Origin of the sequence: Claveliimonas monacensis, assembly GCF_014982975.1 — a bacterium.
Classification (GTDB): Bacteria; Bacillota; Clostridia; order Lachnospirales; family Lachnospiraceae; genus Claveliimonas; species Claveliimonas monacensis.
On record NZ_JADCKL010000014.1, the window covers coordinates 34,934 to 52,985 of the forward strand.

General features: G+C 46.2%; 18 protein-coding genes. 12 read left to right on the plus strand and 6 right to left on the minus strand.

What is annotated here, in order from left to right; translation table 11 throughout:
• Positions 1–293: 293 nt before the first annotated feature.
• The 8 genes from INF30_RS13040 to INF30_RS13075 all read left to right on the plus strand — a co-directional run bounded on the left by INF30_RS13040 (position 294) and on the right by INF30_RS13075 (position 8,253).
• Complete coding sequence (locus tag INF30_RS13040) at positions 294–656, plus strand: hypothetical protein (protein WP_226395533.1); 363 nt, start codon at positions 294–296, stop codon at positions 654–656.
• Positions 643–897: a helix-turn-helix domain-containing protein gene (locus tag INF30_RS13045; RefSeq protein ID WP_087163028.1), complete on the plus strand. Its 255-nt coding sequence runs from the start codon at positions 643–645 to the stop codon at positions 895–897. Before INF30_RS13040 ends, INF30_RS13045 begins: the two co-directional genes overlap by 14 nt.
• Positions 898–1,149: 252 nt before the next feature.
• Positions 1,150–1,356: a helix-turn-helix domain-containing protein gene (locus INF30_RS13050; RefSeq protein WP_087163027.1), complete on the plus strand. Its 207-nt coding sequence runs from the start codon at positions 1,150–1,152 to the stop codon at positions 1,354–1,356.
• A gap of 17 nt (positions 1,357–1,373) precedes the next feature.
• Positions 1,374–2,789 carry a helix-turn-helix domain-containing protein gene (locus tag INF30_RS13055; protein ID WP_226395534.1) on the plus strand — a complete coding sequence of 472 codons (1,416 nt, stop codon included), beginning with the start codon at positions 1,374–1,376 and terminating at the stop codon, positions 2,787–2,789.
• Positions 2,790–3,175: 386 nt separating this feature from the next.
• Positions 3,176–3,445, plus strand: a complete 270-nt coding sequence (locus INF30_RS13060; RefSeq protein ID WP_226395535.1) for a hypothetical protein — start codon at positions 3,176–3,178, stop codon at positions 3,443–3,445.
• An 80-nt stretch (positions 3,446–3,525) separates the two neighbouring features.
• Entirely contained in the window at positions 3,526–3,870 is a 345-nt protein-coding gene (locus tag INF30_RS13065; RefSeq protein WP_226395536.1) for a hypothetical protein, read from the plus strand.
• A 337-nt stretch (positions 3,871–4,207) separates the two neighbouring features.
• A complete protein-coding gene (locus INF30_RS13070; RefSeq protein WP_226395537.1) occupies positions 4,208–6,235 on the plus strand; it encodes an InlB B-repeat-containing protein in 2,028 nt (675 codons plus the stop codon).
• Between the two features lie 158 nt (positions 6,236–6,393).
• Positions 6,394–8,253 (plus strand): LPXTG cell wall anchor domain-containing protein, encoded by a 1,860-nt coding sequence (locus INF30_RS13075; RefSeq protein WP_226395538.1) that lies wholly within the window; start codon positions 6,394–6,396, stop codon positions 8,251–8,253.
• A gap of 514 nt (positions 8,254–8,767) precedes the next feature.
• Here INF30_RS13075 and INF30_RS13080 read toward each other — a convergent pair.
• From INF30_RS13080 to INF30_RS13105, 6 genes are all read right to left on the minus strand, one after another.
• Entirely contained in the window at positions 8,768–9,067 is a 300-nt protein-coding gene (locus INF30_RS13080; protein WP_311136023.1) for a DUF6262 family protein, read from the minus strand.
• Positions 9,068–9,312: 245 nt separating this feature from the next.
• Positions 9,313–9,726, minus strand: a complete 414-nt coding sequence (locus tag INF30_RS13085) for a dUTP diphosphatase (protein ID WP_089705374.1) — start codon at positions 9,724–9,726, stop codon at positions 9,313–9,315.
• A complete protein-coding gene (locus tag INF30_RS13090) occupies positions 9,723–10,490 on the minus strand; it encodes an FAD-dependent thymidylate synthase (RefSeq protein WP_204713202.1) in 768 nt (255 codons plus the stop codon). Before INF30_RS13090 ends, INF30_RS13085 begins: the two co-directional genes overlap by 4 nt.
• Positions 10,477–10,803 carry a hypothetical protein gene (locus INF30_RS13095; protein ID WP_089705367.1) on the minus strand — a complete coding sequence of 109 codons (327 nt, stop codon included), beginning with the start codon at positions 10,801–10,803 and terminating at the stop codon, positions 10,477–10,479. The genes INF30_RS13090 and INF30_RS13095 overlap by 14 nt, the downstream gene beginning before the upstream one ends.
• Positions 10,800–12,455, minus strand: coding sequence for a relaxase/mobilization nuclease domain-containing protein (locus INF30_RS13100; RefSeq protein ID WP_226395540.1), 1,656 nt, complete (start codon positions 12,453–12,455; stop codon positions 10,800–10,802). Before INF30_RS13100 ends, INF30_RS13095 begins: the two co-directional genes overlap by 4 nt.
• Positions 12,433–12,819 carry a plasmid mobilization protein gene (locus INF30_RS13105; RefSeq protein ID WP_204713203.1) on the minus strand — a complete coding sequence of 129 codons (387 nt, stop codon included), beginning with the start codon at positions 12,817–12,819 and terminating at the stop codon, positions 12,433–12,435. The genes INF30_RS13100 and INF30_RS13105 overlap by 23 nt, the downstream gene beginning before the upstream one ends.
• 564 nt (positions 12,820–13,383) lie before the next feature.
• Here INF30_RS13105 and INF30_RS13110 point away from each other — a divergent pair.
• The 4 genes from INF30_RS13110 (at position 13,384) to INF30_RS13125 (ending at position 17,564) form a co-directional block, all read left to right on the plus strand.
• Positions 13,384–13,566: a helix-turn-helix domain-containing protein gene (locus tag INF30_RS13110; RefSeq protein ID WP_204713204.1), complete on the plus strand. Its 183-nt coding sequence runs from the start codon at positions 13,384–13,386 to the stop codon at positions 13,564–13,566.
• Between the two features lie 570 nt (positions 13,567–14,136).
• Entirely contained in the window at positions 14,137–15,480 is a 1,344-nt protein-coding gene (locus tag INF30_RS13115; RefSeq protein WP_226395560.1) for a tyrosine-type recombinase/integrase, read from the plus strand.
• An 89-nt stretch (positions 15,481–15,569) separates the two neighbouring features.
• Complete coding sequence (locus INF30_RS13120; protein ID WP_226395542.1) at positions 15,570–16,667, plus strand: PDDEXK nuclease domain-containing protein; 1,098 nt, start codon at positions 15,570–15,572, stop codon at positions 16,665–16,667.
• Between the two features lie 426 nt (positions 16,668–17,093).
• The gene (locus tag INF30_RS13125; RefSeq protein WP_226395543.1) at positions 17,094–17,564 is read left to right on the plus strand and encodes a type IV toxin-antitoxin system AbiEi family antitoxin domain-containing protein; all 471 of its coding nucleotides are present in this window, start codon (positions 17,094–17,096) and stop codon (positions 17,562–17,564) included.
• Positions 17,565–18,052 lie beyond the last annotated feature (488 nt).

The window sequence follows — 18,052 nt, forward strand, 5'->3', positions numbered from 1 at the left end:
TTAGCGGATCTGGCTAATAAAAAAGCTTTGTGGCTAATAATTTTTTTCCAGGCAGATCAGCTAATAACAGTGCTCAGTTAAATGTCAGCCTGTATTTAAAATAGTAAAACATGGTAAAAGCGTGGTATGCGGACTGCACATTTTTCAGAGGTTCATCTGGAAGCCGATACAATATCAATTACATATAATAGTCAAACGGGAAGCTCGTTTGGATCAGATTTACAAAACTGATCTGAACGAGCTTTTTTCGTATCAGAGGAAAGGAGAAAAATTGGAAGAAAAAGAGAAAGTTATTGAAATTGAGATTGAGAGGCTTCGAGACTTTAAAGAGCATTCAGTTTGATGAGAAGAATCCCTACGCCGTTGCCGATCAGGGAAACCGCAAGGTGGAGTATGCCTCGAAGAAGGACATTATGGACGGCATCGTGAAGAAATACCGTCTTGACCTGTTAGCGCCGCCCGAACCTGCAGACGAAGGCAATGCATCCGGCGGTCAGGATCAGGCGAAGGACGAAAGCAGCCAACCACAGACGAAAAAACAGCAGACAAGGGATAAGAAGAAAACAGGCGGATCAAATCTGCAGACTTCCCCAAGAGCTCGCAGGACTCCGCCTCAAGAACCAAAGCCGGAGGTGAGTGCCAATGGGCAGACTTGATAAGCTATACAAAACCGATGTGCCGCATCGGGCAAAGCTCGTGTATATCTATCTCCATGACCGCATGGATAAGGAGCGAAAGGCGTGGCCGGGGCTAAACACTATCGCCTCCCACCTCTCACTCTCCCGTTCCACTGTTAAACGAGCCGTCAAGGATTTAGAGAAAGCCGGACTGATACGAAAGGAGCCGCACTGCCGTGAAAACGGCAGTGCGACCTCCAATCGATACTATCTGCTGTGAGCCGAAAAAAACAAATCTCGTCCGCCAAGGGAGAACTATGCCTAAACAGTGGACTGAGGGGCGGTTCATTTTGACCCGCCTTGAAGTACCCACTTTAAGAGAGAATACAGCAGAAAGAGAAAACACAGACTATTTGCTGTTACTCCTCTGTTAATGTTTTTCTCATAAAATATTTTGACAAGTCAAATTAAAGCTCGACTTATCAAATTGTTTCTGCTATAATAAATATATTCTGTTTATGAGGTGAACAAAATGGCGGTTCAGTACAATAAGCTTTGGAAGCTGCTGATAGATAAAAAGATAAAGCCTTCTGCTTTGTCGAAAATGACAGGGATTGCCCCCTCTATTATGGCGAAGCTGGACAGGGATGAATATGTGGCTCTTTCCGTACTGGAACGGATCTGCCTGACTCTGGATTGCGACATCGGCGATGTGGTTGAGATCGTAAAAGAACCCTAGGACGGGGGTGAAAACATATGAAACATCATTTTGTTTTTAACAAGCCGGCGATTCACTTTATCCTTTTGGTCGGCATTTTCACTTTTGTCTTTTTAGGTGCGGAATATCTGTTTGTCAATATGATCTCCCTGTCGGTGACGGAAGGGAAAACCGTCATTGCCCAGAACTATGCGCTGGGCGCCAGCGCCGTCGGCTTTTTCCTGTATCCGGCCATGGAACGCTGGGTTGGAAGGCGCTATAAAAGCGGACTGACCTTTATCCTGGCGCTGGGTGCGATTATCTGTACCTTCATTGTTCAGCAGCATATCTCCTATGAGGTGACTATGGCAGCCGGGATGGTGCTGTTTCTGCTGCTGGGCGTTTTCGGCAGCGCCGTCCACTATCTGGCTTCCGTCACCATAGATGGCGACAATGCATTGGCACGGCTGGCGGGGATCGCCTACGCTCTGGGAATTCTGCTCCAGTATGCAAACAACAACCTTGTCAACCTGGAGGTTGCGGAGGCGGCGTTTCTTTCGGTATTCCTGGCGGCTCTGAGCCTGCTGGTCATCCGAACGAGACAGGCCGGCCAAAGCCGCATCGAAATGACGGAGACTGCGGCTTTGGCCTCAAAATCAGAAACAGACATTTCCCTCACCCGGAAAAAACGGACGGCGGGCATTATGCTGGCGCTGCTGGTAGTGCTGATGGCATGTGTGTTCAGCACACTGGACAACGCCGTGACCCTCCGCCATGCGGGCGGGACGGATATCGGGCAGTGGCCCCGCCTGTTGCTGGCGCTCAGCGGCCTCGCCGCAGGCTTTGTCTTCGATATCCGAAAGCGGAAGTATATGGGGCTTATCATGTACTGCGTGATGATGATGTCGGTTCTGTCCATTGTGGTACTGAACCTGGGCGCTCCGTTCCTGATTGGACTGGTGGTCTTTTACCTGTCCTCGGGTTTTTTCGTTGTCTTTTTCACAGCGGGCTTTATGGAGCTTTCCCGGCATATGCGCCTGCCGTCGCTGTGGGCGGGCATGGGCCGCGCCATGAATAACGTGAGCGCCGCCCTGATCGCCAGCGGATCGGTGGCGCTGCTGTCCACCGGCAACAGCCTGGCCGCCATTGTCATCGCCCTGGTGCTGTTCGTGGCGGTCAGCGTTGTTATGGCTGTGTATACCGCCCGCATGAACGCCGTCAAAGAACCCAAGGAGCCGCCTGCTTCCCAAAAGTCGGACGAAGAGCGAAGGGAGGCGTTCATCGCAAAATACGGGCTGACCGAACGGGAATGGGATGTGTTCTCCAAGATGATTTCCTCGGACAGCAGCGCCCAGGAGATAGCCGACTGCCTGTTCCTGTCCAAGCGGACGGTGGAACGGCATATCTCCGCCCTGTACGAAAAGACAGGCACAAAATCCCGCATCACTATGTACCTGCTTTACCGCAACGATTAACATACTGGCTGACACCCTGCTTTCTCTCCGGAGAGGCAGGGTGTTTTTGTGTGCGGTAACGAATTGTCCTGATGAAAAATATCGTTTTCCCCATCTGAAAAATGAAATTTACGCCATTCGGCATCCGCGAAAGGAAAAATCAGGAAAGAAAAGCACACCTCATCCCCTACTTGGAACGATTAGAAGTTATGCATATATAAAGCCTCAAAATAGTTGCTTTGATTTATATAATATGCACAAGTGGCGGTTCACCGCCACCTGTTTTGATACGATTGGCGGGGTTTACGCATAGACAATCCGGCCTCTTTTCACCTAAAATGAGGACTTAGGAATCTACTTCTTCCCGGCGTCCGCCACGATTCCCCAAAAATTCAGGAGGAAAAGAAATGATGGAATACGTTCAAAGAGAACTTCCCTATGTGCGCTCCTATGTCCTGCGCTCGGTGTATGGTATGCTGCGGCAGGAAGGGATTGCTTTTGGGGAGGAAGCGCCGGGAAAGATTATTGCCGAATGCAGAGCAGACGGAACAGACGTCTCCCTTTCCATAACGGCGGAGGAAAAAGCGTTTGGAACTGAACTGACGATTTCACTGCGCCGCCCCTGCGATGGAATGCCAAAGCAAAATGATACTGCTTTTCGGAATCTTGCCGTGTGACTGATGGGTCGGCACTGCGGTGATGTGCAGGAGAAGTTCTCCGCTCTGTATGGCGATTAAAACGAAAGGAGAGAAACGGAATGCGTCAGGTGAAAAGGCTCCTTCCCTATGTCCGGCGGTATGTGCAGATGGCCGTTTACGATGTGCTGGACGCGGAGGGGGCGGAATACTGGAAGAATGAAAGCGGCGCGGTGGTCGCCCGGCTTTCGGTTTACGGGAACGTCAGCACCTTCAGCCTTTCGGCGGAGATATGCGACACGGGAACCGGACTGACGGTTTCCGTACGTGATCCCTGTCCCGGCCTGTCGGCCAAGGGAGAGGAACGGGCGGTGACCGCCGTAGCCGATATGGTTGCCCAGTACCTTGAGAACGAGCTGATGATCAACCGCCGCTGTTTCGTGCCGGACCGGCATTATGCCGTATAGGGAACCGCGGCCGGCCCCAAGCGTGAAATTCTGTCCGAAATGCAGGGCGCCGCTCTCCCGCAGAGCGCTCCAGTGCGATAAAGGGCAAAACGCCGTCTATATCGTTCTGCTGGTCTCCTGCGGCGTACTGGGAATACTGGGCTGCAGGCGGAAAAAGGTGGTGGTCGAGGAATAAGGCTGAGAGATAAAACAAAACCGGCAAAAGCGCCTGCAGGCGGGGCTTCATGCAAAACCTGTCCCGGGCAGCCGGCAGGAAAAATTTTTAGAAGGGGCGCCCCTTCTATCCTTTGCTTACACCAAAGGATAAACAATCTTATTTGACAAGGAGGAAACAATCATGAAGCGAAAATTACTTGCAGGTTTGCTGACGCTTTGCATGGCGGCGGGAATGGCCGTACCGGCAGCCGCAGCCACTACGCCTGCTGAACAGGAGCCGGGCGCTGACGGCCCGAAATACACACACGTAGACCACGTTTTGAATGAGGATACGCCTAGTACCAACATGGATATACTGGTTATGCCCGGCGAGAGTTTCACCGCACAGCCCAACGTGGACATTCACAAGGGCAATTGCGCGTGTATCACGGCGGACTATCAGTATTGGAAGTATGTAACTACGGTTCAATTCATGAATGCAGACCTGTATTTGGGATATGTTAATATTCCTAATTACAGTGCTCATGAACCGAGGTATGTAAGTGATGGCTATTTAACAACCAGCACGCCGGATTTGTCAAAGCTGGAACCCATAACAAAATATTATGACAATGCGATAAAGATTGCCTATGAAAACAAGTTATTAGAGATCGACCCATCAGCCTATGGGGAAGAAGAATATAGTAATTTACAGTCCGCTTTGGAAGCGGCATGCGAACTTCCGGGGCATACTTTCAATGCAGGATATGTTAACAATACTGGTTTACCCATGCTTTTAACAGCTTGTTATGCCGGCGGTAAAAAACTCGATGGCGAGGAAGTGGGCACAGAAGGCTGCGGACACGTCGGTCATGGGGCTGTACGATCGATGTATGGCGGAGGTTTCTCTGAGTTCTATGTTACCTTTTATGAGCCTTATTACAATATAAACTATGAAGGCGTGGAAAACTATTTTACCGAGGAAGAATTGGCGGATTTGCCTGACCGCTATTATATCCAGCGGGAAGAGCAGCAGATTGTTCTGCCAAATCCTGTTCGGCCCGGCTATCATTTTAAAAACTGGAGAGAATCAGGGTATGATATAATTATTGGTTATGGTGAAACAATAACGGTAAAAGACGGTAAAACCTTTATAACCTTTGATTTTGAAAACGGTTTAAAAAACGGGGCAGGGGACAAAAACTTGGCGCCAATCTTTACAAGAGGCTGTACGGTTACTTTCAATCCCAACGGCGGAGCATTGAAGGACGGGGAAAAAGCTATCCGTGAAATTGACGAGACAGGCACAGAAGACAGCAAGTTCTTCGATGTCAGCACAGTAGCTCCTGTGCGTGAGGGTTATACCTTTGCGGGCTGGTCTTTCTCGCCGTCTGGCGAACGTAACAGCATAATTGCAAACACCGCAAATTCTGACTGGTTTGCCGATTGGGAAAGCTATTACCGCAGCTTACAATACGGTGAAAACCCCGCTTCCACCAGTATCTATGACATACAGCTTTATGCTGTGTGGGAGAAAAATGTTACCGAACTGACCAACTCCGACACCAACGTTTCCATCTCCCTGACCGACGGTGTGCCGGAGGACGCGACCCTTTCCGCTGATACTATCGCGCAGGAAAGCGTACTGGAAAGCCGTCCGGAGCTGAAAGAGGAGCTGCCGGGCCTGCTGTCCATTTACGACATCAGCGTCCGCCAGAATGGGGAAACCCTTGAAATCAAGGACAATCCCATGACGGTGAAAATCCCGCTGAACGACCACCTGAAAGGCTACAAATACTATCAGGCGGTGTATCTGGGCGACCCATTGGAACGCTTTGACGCGGTGGTGGAAGGAGACTTCCTCGTGTTTGAAACCGACCATTTGAGCCAGTACGCAATCCTTGGTTCTAACCCCACCGACCCAACTGACCCCACTACTCCAACAGATCCCACCGACCCCACCGACCCAACTGACCCCACTACTCCAACAGATCCCACCGATCCGGCTGGGCCGACTGACCCGACCACCCCGACAGACCCCGCTGACCCGGCTGACCCAACCGACCCAGCCAAACCCGAACAGCAGGGCAAGCCTTCTGAGCAAACAGAAAGCCCACAGACCGGGGACAGCAGCGATATGGCGCTGTGGATCAGCCTGATGCTGGCCTCCTGCGGCGGATTGCTGGGGATGCTGTTCTACAAACGGAAAAAAACAGCGGCCGGGAAATAAGGCTTAAAGAAGGTTATTCGTTCCGCCCTGGCTGCCTGAACCGGCGCGCCGGGGAACGGATGGCATAGAACACAGAGAAAAAGGCGGTGACACACCAAAAAGAATGATCAAACCTGTATATTCACATAAAAGTTATCTTGAAAGGAGAAAAATCAATCATGAAACTAAAGCGCAAACTTCTTGCAGGACTGCTGACGCTTTGTATGGCTGTTGGAATGGCTGTGCCGGCGTTTGCGGAGAACGGCCCCTCGTCCGGGGACATGAGCGCCGCATGGGTGCAGCTGTATGATAGCAGTGTAGAAGAACCCGATGGCTATGTACTTTATAGCAACGGCGGCGAGGCTGACACGGTGGAGGGCGCTGTCTATGACAAGGCTACCAACACCATCACCCTGACAAACTACAACCACCCGGAAATGACCCTTGCCACCAACGAGATGGGCGACGATTTGAAGCTTCATCTGGTGGGTGACAATCATATCGCCGAACTGATTGTATGGGGCTTCGGCTGGGGCGGCAATCTGGAAATTACCGGAGACGGCTCCCTGACCATCAATGAAAACAAAACGTCTCAGACTGCGGCGATCCGCTTTATGGCCGAGGGAACACAGGGTCTGCTCAAGGTCGGCTCAAACGCTTCTGTGACAGCGTATAAGAGCGCAGGTGAAAACACTTATTCTGCGGCCTTTGTATCGACAACATCCTCAACCCTTCCCTTCACAGGTAATCTGGAAACAGAGCTTGCCCTGACCGCCAATTCCGGCATCGAGGGGGAGACCACCGAATGGGAAAATGTCATATATGAAAGTAATTATGTTGCTCAAGACTGGAAGGTTCTCACCAAGGGCGAGGACGGAAAGAAATACGGCGTTAGTTACGGAACAATCTACACCGGCAGCGATTTAACAAACGGCAAGCCTGTGGGCTATATCCACGAGCTGGTGAAGGTGGAAGGACTTCCTAGCCAAAAAGAATATCTTGCCGTTCAAATTGCTACCGTTGACGGACTTGAAAAGGACGCTCTGCCTGAGGGATATACCGACTCAGGGGAAACCATCAGCGCCAAAATAGGCGATATCAGCTCTATGACAGTGCTGATCAAGGACGGGCAGAGATTTTATTGGGGAGCAGACCCGAATCAATCCCAGTGGTTGGTCTATCAGACCGCCGTTGATGACGTAACTGCGGAGGATTGGGGTCAGACAATCCTGACAAAAATTGTAGTGCCTGTGGCTGGAGAAGGCGTCAGCGGTGCGACCGAAGAAGATATTCCGGCAGGCTATACCACCAACGTGGTAAAGACCGGCATGTATAGCTACTACTGCACCAATGATGTGATCAAAGTATCCCCGTCCGGGACTTCTACCGATCCGGGCACTGATCCTGGAACAAAACCTGGTGAGGATACTGGCGTCAAAGATCTGACTGCTTCCGAAACCGGCGTTTCCATCTCCCTGACCGACGGCGTGCCAGAGGGAGCAGAGCTTTATGCCGACACCATTGCACAGGAAAGCGTGCTGGGAAGCCGTCCGGAACTGAAAGAGGAACTGCCGGGCCTGCTGTCCATTTACGACATCAGCGTTAGAAAAGACGGTAAAGCTCTGGAAATCAAGGACAACCCCATGACGGTCAAAATCCCGATGAACGACCACCTGAAGGGCTACAAATACTACCAGGCGGTATATCTGGGTGACCCGCTGGAACGCTTTGATGCAGTGGTGGAAGGTGACTTCCTGGTGTTTGAGACTACCCATCTGAGCCAGTATGCTATCCTTGGCTCCAACACACCGTTTGAAACCAGCGAAAAGCCCACCGACCCCACTACTCCTACAGACCCTACAGACCCGACTGACCCAGCCAAGCCCGAACAGCCTGACAAGCCTTCTGAGAAAACAGAAAGCCCCCAGACCGGAGACAGCAGCAATATGATGCTGTGGATTGGTCTAATGTTGGCCTCCTGCGGCGGTGTTATAGGTATGGCGGTTTACAGCAAAAGAAAAAAACTGCATGCTAAATAACAGATGATTGAGATTTCATCTCATTGACAACATCAGTTACAGGCGGTGACGGCTTAAAAACCGCCACCGTCTTTTTTGTGCTAATTTAAGCGATGGAACTATTAACAATGAAAAAAATTATAATTGTGGCGGTATGCCTGATAATTGCGGCTTTATCTATTTATAAAATTTCAGGGTATTTGCTGGAAATGCTGGAAAGCCAAAATTTGAACGATTCACTTACGAAGGAAGCAGTAATGAAACTTCCACAGGACGCTGAAAGCAACCAGTCGGAACAAGAATCTGTACAGGAAACTGCGCCGATCATAGTAGATTTTGAGGTTTTACAGACAGAAAACAAGGACATCATCGCATGGCTGCACTGCCCCGATACCAAGATAAACTATCCGGTGGCGCAGAGCGAGGATAACAGCTACTACCTTCGTCGCCTGCTGGACGGCTCTTGGAACACGGCAGGGACCATTTTTATGGACTACCGCAACAGCGCAGATTTTTCAGACCGGCATACTGTGATTTACGGACATAATATGAAGAATGATACAACGATTTCGTTGTCCATCGCCATATCGAGAATGTTCTTTCGGGGATCAGTCATTCCGACCTGCTGTTCAAGTGCCTTGTCCAGTGTGCTTCGTACAATGGGGTTCTTGTAAAAAAATCCTCTCGACAATCCTGTCTTAGCAATCAGCTTCGGAATCGTTATTTTCTCTCCCTCATCCAGCATTTTAAAGATTGTCTTTTTAGCAAGTTCAATCTTGTCCGCACTGCTCTTTCGGTTACAGGCGACCATCTTTTCGTATTTGCTCATATTCATCCTCCCATCCGTCTAAGTTGTTTAATATTATCGCCGAGAGCTTCTGCCGTGCCTTTCGGGTTTCATCGGCAAGTAGTTGATTGCTCATCTTGCGATATACCAAGTTGTTTCTGTGTAAGATGATTTTTCTTTCTTAAATGCTTTAGTTTTTCTCCGAATGTAATCATAGTGATGTTTTCCCTTTGTCTACTGATTTTAATGATCTGGGTGCCGGTAATAAGCCGGCACCTGTTATAAATCTTTTTCTATTCTCCTGTACTTCCAAAAGCATGGGTTCCCCGCTTGTTACCGAGATTAAATACAAAGTCTGCAATGATCACGGGTGTGATGACAAGCTGCCCGATCCGCATGTCCTTTGAGATTGACTGTCTGAAATTACTGATATTGCTGATGATCGCATGGATCTCTCCGCGATATCCGGAGTCTATAGGAGGCAGCTCACAGACCAGTCCTTTTACTGCCATGCTGCTTCTCGGAAATACAAAGCCGGCATATCCGTCAGGAAGTTCCAAACCAAATCCAAGAGGCACTTTTATAATCTCCCCGGGTTTTAAAGTACAGTCAAAGGGAATATATACATCTGCACCTGCATCATTTGCGTGCAGCCTGAGGGGAGAATGTTCCGGAACCAATCCGAAGTCAATCAGCTTTATTTTCATTCTGTTTCACCTCCGGTCAGATATGGATAATCCTGATGAAGGATCTCATGAGGAAGGAGAAGTCTGCTGATCGGATGACCGCAGGACATTTTTCCTTCCAGGCATTTATCCCGCTGACAGTATGGACCTGTCAGAGCCGGGGCAAACAGAGGATTGCTGTATTCATAAAGCTCCTTCCAGACACGGAGCATGACAATCCGCGTTTCGTCTGTGTTTCTTCTGCATGAGCGCTGACCGATCATGTGCTTCCACTGATAAGGTGTGGCGCTGATGATCAGGATATTTCTTAATCCCTGAGGCGTGGCATAGCCTGCGGCGTCGTGCCCGATCCCTGCTCTGCACAGCCGGCCATAGCAGTCGAGGTCTGACCGGCAGCTGTCTTCATAAAGCATCTGTATCTCTGGGGAAGCTGTCAGTATTTCATAAGGAACTGCAAATTCTGCTTCGCCGGAATAATTGCTGTACTGCAGGGAGGCACTCATAAATTTTACTTCATTCTGATGCCGGGTGATCTGTGAGAGAAATCTCCGGCTGGCGCCGACCACAGCGACAGTAATGACAGTAAATTTCTGGATTGCAGGATGAGGAAGCTGACCGAGAGTTTTAACAGTTTCGTCCAAAAAGGATTTTTCGTACAGCTTCACTAAATCATCCATCGAATGGATCATATGTCCCCGCTGTGTAAGCCTTGCTGCAAAGACCATGTTTTTTTCCGCTTCCCTGACAGCGGAGCAGTTCAGGATTTTAGTTTCAATTTTGTTCATAGGGTGCCTCCTCTCTGATAATTGCTGCTAATAAGAAAAGATAATTCAGGCTGTCGGTAATCTTTTCTTCCCACATTTCTTTTTTAAATGATTCGTTTTTGGCATAACACATATCATACAGAGATACGATATGTTTTGCCATCATTCCCACCAGAGCGCGCTGGGGCGTGCAGCCCTGTAAGGAGGCGGCAATTTTAAATGCGGAGAGCCTGTCCAGGTTATCGCCGGTATACTCTTTTCTTTTGTTATTTAAAGTGGTCTCACATTTCATTACCTGATTGGCAAAGATCAGCTTAAATTCTGATTGTGTCATAATGCTTCTTCTTTCCTTTCTTTCTGTGATTTTTGATGTTCTGTTGTTCTTGGATGAATTATTTCTGTTTCCATAGCCTGGCGCCTGAGGATAGCGTCCACGTTGGCAGAAACGGTTTCTAATTCTTTACAATGGTTCTTATAGTTATGAATAACTGTTTTCTGGCTGTCGATGGTTTCCTGCAGTTTCTGCTTCCTCTTTTTTAGTGATTTCAGTGAAAGCATTTTCCCGTCAGGATAGAAATCTTTCAGCCAGTCCCGGGCTTCTTCATAAGCCGTGATCTCAGATACATGCTCGTTTCTGAAATTCTTCTTGTTTCCGGATTTTAAAAATTCTGCATAGATGCTTTTGGAAGCGAAGTATTGTCCGGTGTAGTGGATCTGCGAGTTGAGCACTTTCATTTTTTCAGTGAGCTCCCGCTTTTTGTCGTAAGCCTCTGTCAGCCTTTCCTGCGCCTTCGAAGTGACTGCACTCAGATCTTTTCTGGTATTGTAGCCATGCTCCTGTATGTAGATCAGGGTGTTTGCCATTTGCTGGAGATTGGTGATCTTTACTCTCTGCGCATATGCTTCGCTTTGCATAGCTTTTACATTTGTCTGCAGATCAACTACCAGACGAAGCTGTGTGCGATAATAGAAGATTGCAAGCGGATCTCTCCGATAATCAGTTTCCGGAGAATGATATGCTGTTGCTTTTTTCTCTGCACGTATCCCTTTTACATTCCGGGAGAAAAGTTCTTCCAGATGATCCCGTCCATAGTCCGTACCCAGAGCTTTTTCAGTGATACGCTGGCTGCGGTCCGGATGAAGATAGCGGTACCTGCCTCTCTGTGAGATCACCGAGATATTGTAATTCTCCAAAAGAAGGGATTGGAATTCTTCAAAATTTTTTGCTTCCCGGGAGCAATCTTTTATTGCCTTCCGCAGGAAATCTTTTTGCGTCTGGAATGTCGTTGCAGATGGCTTGAGCCCCTCAGCAGTAATCTTTTTATTGATCTTTTCCATCTTTTCCTGACCGCGTGACTTCGCACGGAACTCAGCCTCCGTTACTTTTTCGGGAGCGGGCGAGAGCAGATCGATCTGATGTAACCCTTCCCGTTCACACATAGCCATGACCTCTTTTTTGAAGTGTTCCATAAATTTGTTCGTAGATCTGTGCTTTCCTCCCGCTTTATAGTCACTTGCCTGAGTCATATAATCTTCTTTTTCCGTTTCGTTTGCTCTTACGCTGTTGATCACGATATGTGTATGTATGTTTCCGGAATGATTTTCGCCGTCAGTATGTGTAACCACAAGAGCCTGATGTCCCGGAAACATTTTTTGAGCTACCTCTAAAGATAACTCCTGAGCCTTTTCCCCGGTAAGACCGCAATCTGATGCATCCCTGGGATCGTAACTGATGATATAATGATGGCTTTTGATTTCGCCTGGCCGTCTGTTCTTATTGAATGTTCTATTAGTCCCGGAACAGTCAAGATCAAAAGTTTCAGGAGTACAGTTTAATCCATCTGCATAGAATTCTTCTCTGAGCATAGGCTGTCCATATTCGTTAAGGAGCAGTGTTTTTGTTTTTTCATCGTGCTGATAGAAGAGATAATTTATGGCATCTGTGTAGTTGGCATTTTTGCTTTTAATATGCTTTACGATTGCCATTCAGATCACCTGCCAATTTCAAAATTTCTTTTTTCAGAGAAAAAAGATCTGCCAGGCAGTGATGAATTTCTTCTTCCATCGCCATAGACCTTTCACCACCTGTATTAAAATATTTTGCAATCTGATTGAGGTTAGAACCGATTTTCCCGTACTGCATCAGAAGTTCACGAATGTCGTCACTGTTGATTACAATCTGATATTTTGCTGTCATTTTTTTATTCAGAATGAGACCGCGGATATATTCAGAACGAGATAAGCGTACTCCGTCAGCATGTTGATCGAGAATTGAAAGTTCGATATCGGTAAGTTTTACACACACAATATTTTTTCGTTTTTCGCTTTCTTTTTTTTCTCTGGGTGCCATTCTTCCTCCTTCCTTCTAAAGTCACAGGCTTCCGCAAAACTGAACCTCCACTACATCTGGCTGTCCCTTCCAGATATAGTGATGCGTACAACTTATGTTGGAAGCCAATTTGAATTTCATAGCAACTATCAATGAGAAGTCACAGGAGTTGCTGTGAAATTTCCGAGGGTATGGGGGTGCTGGATGTCCGGTGGACATCCGCTTAGCACGGACCGGAGCGGAGCGTAGACCGGAATCCCCATCAAGATCGCTACTAAGAGCAATACAGAGAAGTCAAGAATGACGATACTGTATTACTTAGTGGATCTTGCTCTTGTTATCCCGAATTCGGGATAACGCTATAAAAATCTAAAAACCCTCTCACTTAAACAAATGGAAAAACAGGAATATACAATCGTCCTTCAAAAATTCTTTAAAAAAATGTAAAAGAAATGGTGAAGGCAATCTCTGTCAAAAGAAAATAAAAAAAGTAAAATCGGGAGTTGTAAAGCCCCCTTTGAGCATTTGTTTAATATGAAGAGATTTTTTTCATTCAAAATAATTTACAGAAAGAGGTTGTGCGTTATGGCAGAGAAAAGATGTTACACGGTGCGCGAATTACAGGAAATACTGGGGATCAGCCGTCCGACAGTTTATAACCTTTTGAAAAAAAATGAGTTTCGCTGGATCCGGCTGGATGGCGGAAAGTACCGTATCTCCAAAAAAAGTTTTGACGACTGGCTTGATAATCAGCCGCCGGAACAGTAAAAATAATCCGTCGATATAGTAACGGTTTATGAAAATATCCGTTATCCTTTCTGTAAGAAGGGAGAGATTCTGATGAATAGAAAAACAGACATGACAGAAGAAGAATATCAGGAACTGGTCAGAAATATTGAAGAACACAGCCAGTACCAAATGAAACCTTCTTTGCCAAAGAAATGGATGACTGTTACCGAAATGGGAGATCTGTTGGGATTAAAGAAAACGGATCGTTACTGGCTTGTCCATAAAAATGTATTTGAATCAAAGAAGATTGCCGGAAAGATGCGGGTTAATATCGGCAGCTTTGAAAAATGGTACGCCAATCAGGTGAAGTACAGGAAAATTACCGGAGAGGAGCCGGGGCAGGAATTAAATGAATGGTCTTTTTCTGCCCGTGATATTGCTCATCTGTTGGGAATTACTGAAGCTGTGGCATATGACCTGATCAAGCGTGAGAAAATCGATACGGTTAAGGTCGATTATTGGAACAGGATACCTAAGGAAGTTTTCTGGAACTGGTACAATAATCAGTCGAGATATCAGACCGTTGAAGACCGAAAAGCGAAGAAAGACTTGTATAATGATGCGGGAAAAAGAATACAAAAATGGGAAACCTATGACACAAAAGCAGAAGCCCGCAAACGGAAAAAGGAAATTGAATATAAGCAGGAGCTGGGAACTTTTGTGGCCCCTAAATGTACTTATCTGTCTGAACTTCTTGATGAATATGTAATAATATACGGAACAAAGGCATGGGTAATGTCTACATATCAGGGGAAAGTCGGCCTGATAAAAAACTATATCAAGCCGATGATCGGTAAAGCGAAGCTTTCCGACCTGAATACGCATTTCATTGAGAAATATTATCAGACTCTTTTGAATACACCTGCTGTAGTCAATCCGATGACCGGGAAGGCAAAGAATGAATTCGTAGGGACGGGTACTATCAGGGAAATCCATAAATTGCTGAGAAATTGTTTTGAGCAGGCGATCAAATGGGAGCTGATGGAAAAAAATCCATGTCAGCGGGCGACTGTTCCAAAACATACGCCGATGAAACGAGAGATCTGGGGAGCGGATACCATGATGCATGCAATGGATGTATGTAAGGATGAGAAAGTTGTGATCGCATGCAATCTCATTTTTGCCTGTACATTGCGCCCCGGTGAGGTTACAGGGCTCACATGGGACTGCATGGACATATCGCCTGAAGCGATTGAAGAAGACAGAGCTTATATCATTATAAATAAAGAATTGCAGAGAGTGACAAAGGAGGCTCTAAAAGCATTGGATGGAAAAGATGTTCTTCTGGTGTTTCCGGAAACAAAGAAATCAAATAAAACGGTACGTATACTGAAAAAGCCCAAGACAGAGGATAGCGAAAGGAAAATCTTCCTCCCGAAGACAGTCGCTCTTATGCTCGTGGAATGGAAGAAAAAGCAGGAGCAGGAAAAGGAAGTACTGGGAGAAGAATACATGGACTTTAATCTTGTCCTCGCAACGGCTTACGGACTTCCGGTCGGAGAGGCGGTCATATTGAAGGGCTTGAAAAAACTGATCGCGGATAATAATCTTCCATCTGTTGTCACACACAGCCTCCGGCATACCAGCGTTACTTATAAGCTGAAGCTGAACGGCGGCGATATCAAAGCTACCCAGGGAGATTCCGGGCATTCTCAGGCGAATATGATACTGAATGTTTATTCTCATATCCTGGATGATGACAGAAGAAAAAATGCAGAACTGTTTGAAAAAGCATTCTATGAAAAGAAAGAACTCAATCCGGATATCCATCGGCAAATGCCGGAGAATATGTTACAGGTACCTGAAGGAGTGAATGCGGAACTGCTGGAGAAAGTACTGGCTAATCCGGAGATGGCGGCGCTGCTGGCGTCTATGGCGAAAACGTTGGAATAAGCAAGAAAGAGATAGACCTATTTTGAGTGCAGAAGTATAATGAAAATTAGAAAAGACAGATTTGGCAGATGCAAAAGGAGTTGTTTTTCATGGAGAATAAAATGATAAAAGTCGGACAAAGTAATATTATGGACAATTATGTTGAAACCGGGGATATATTAAGTGATATGTGCGGCATTATAGATGCTGCACAAAGAACTGCATATCAGGCTGTTAACACTGCGCTTGTACAGAGAAACTGGCTTCTTGGCCATCGTATTGCCAGTGAAGAAATGCATGGTGAAGACAGGGCTGAATATGGAGCCAAGATCATAAAGAAGCTGGCGAAGGAGCTGTCGGCAGAGTATGGGAAGGGCTTTACAAAATCTAATCTGTACAGTTTTTATACCTTTTATAGAACATATCCTGAGATTTTCCAGACAGCGTCTGGAAAATCTGAAAAACTGTTGTCGTGGTCACATTATGTTGCCTTGATACAGGTAAAAGACGAAAAGGCCCGCGTCTGGTATGAGAAGGAAGCTGTCAGGCAGGCGTGGAGTGTCAGAACCTTGCAGCGTAATATTTCATCCCAGTATTATTATCGTATGCTCAAGACGCAGCATGAGGAACTTGTGGAAAAGGAAATGCAGGACCTGACAGCAGAATATCAGAATGATAAGCTGGAGTTTATTAAAAATCCGGTGGTGGCAGAATTTTTGGGGCTTGCTTCCAACACAGATTTTACAGAAAGCGACCTTGAAAAAAGTATCTTGACAAATCTGCAGAAATTCTTAATGGAACTCGGCAAAGGTTATGCCTTTGTCGCAAGGCAGCAGCATATCCACACCGAAAAACAGGAATATTTTATTGATCTCGTATTTTATAATTACATCTTGAAATGTTTTGTGCTGATCGATCTGAAAACAAAGAAGATCACCCATCAGGACGTGGGACAGATGGATATGTATATCCGCATGTATGATGAACTAAAGCGCAGCGAGGGAGATAATCCGACTATAGGTATTGTCCTCTGTTCTGATACGGATGAGGATATTGCAAGATACTCCATACTTCATGGAAATGAACAGCTTTTTGCATCCAAGTATAAGCTGTATCTTCCCACAGAAGAAGAATTGCGGGCAGAAATAGAAACACAAAAGGCGATGTTCTATCTGCAGCAGCAGGAAAAAGAAAACGGAGGGGATTAAGGAAGCTGTAGTCGGAATTTATTGATTTTGACGGAGATTTCCGGGTAAATACGTACCGTCAGATTTCAAAAAATGTTGACGATACCAATGCGACTACCCAAACTACCCAAACTTCCGTACAAGCCAAAGATTACTGTTTTACAAATGAAGACAAAATGGTTCTGACGCTGCTGGCGTCTATGGCGAAAACGATGAAATAAGCAGGAAAGACAGTATTGTCATTACAGGAAAATGGCATACAATACTTTGCATTTATGCTTAAAGACAATAAAATATAAGAAAAACTGTAAAGAAGAGATATGTATGACTAAAAGAATGATTTTAGAACAATTAGTTAAAAAAAACCATGGGTATCTCCTTACTTCTCTGGCAGAAAAAAACCGGATTTCCAGGACATATGTAATGGAATAAGTGAAGGAGCATGCTATGGAGAAAGTTGCCCGGGGTATTTATATCACTGATGATGTTTGGCCGGATGAATTATTTATCCTTCAGACCAAAAATCCTACTGTTATTTTTTCCGGTGAAACTGCCCTTTATCTGCATGGATTGATTGACAGAGAATATACAGAAGTCTGTATTACAGTACCGAATGGATATAACGCTACTCGTTTGAAAAGTGCTAATGTCAGGGTGAAATATGTGACAAAAGAAATTCACGGTATGGGAGTCTGCAGCGTGCCTTCCATCAGTGGAAATACCGTAAGAGCTTACGATCAAGAAAGATGTATCTGTGAATTGATCAAAGACAGAAAAAAATATGAAGTACAGAATTTTCAGACAGCAGTAAAAGAGTATATGGCAGGGAAAGGGAAAAATTTATCCAGATTGGTGGAATATGCAGAAAAACTGAAAATCAGGGACGAAGTAATGAAATATGTGGAGGTACTGGTATGATTCATACATCAAAACAGTTGAAAGATAAAGTCCGTAACCTTTCAAATCTGGAAAAGTTATACAAAATATACACGAGCTCGTAGTCGAAAAATCGTAGACAAACCGGCCATTACACGGTATAGTATAGATAGTAAATCTGGTCAATTGAATATTGTTATCATTCCTGCAGGGACAGGTATGGTAGCCGATCCTATGTGCAGATGCTGACAGTAATACAAACACCTTTTATTAGCTGCAGCCAATATCCGGCTAATATTCACAGGTTATTTGGGTTTTACAGAGGCTGACAGCAATTGACCGGAAACGATTTGAACAATTGGAGAATAGTGATAAATTCTTATCTTGCGGGTCCTGGACTTGTCAGTGATTGACAGTGGGGCGCAGACCTCCTAAGGATCAAGTGCAGGTTCGATTCCTGCAGGGAACGGTATGAAGACAGCGTCTTTGCATTTGCAAGGGCGCTGTCTTTTTGTAACGGCGACGAGCCA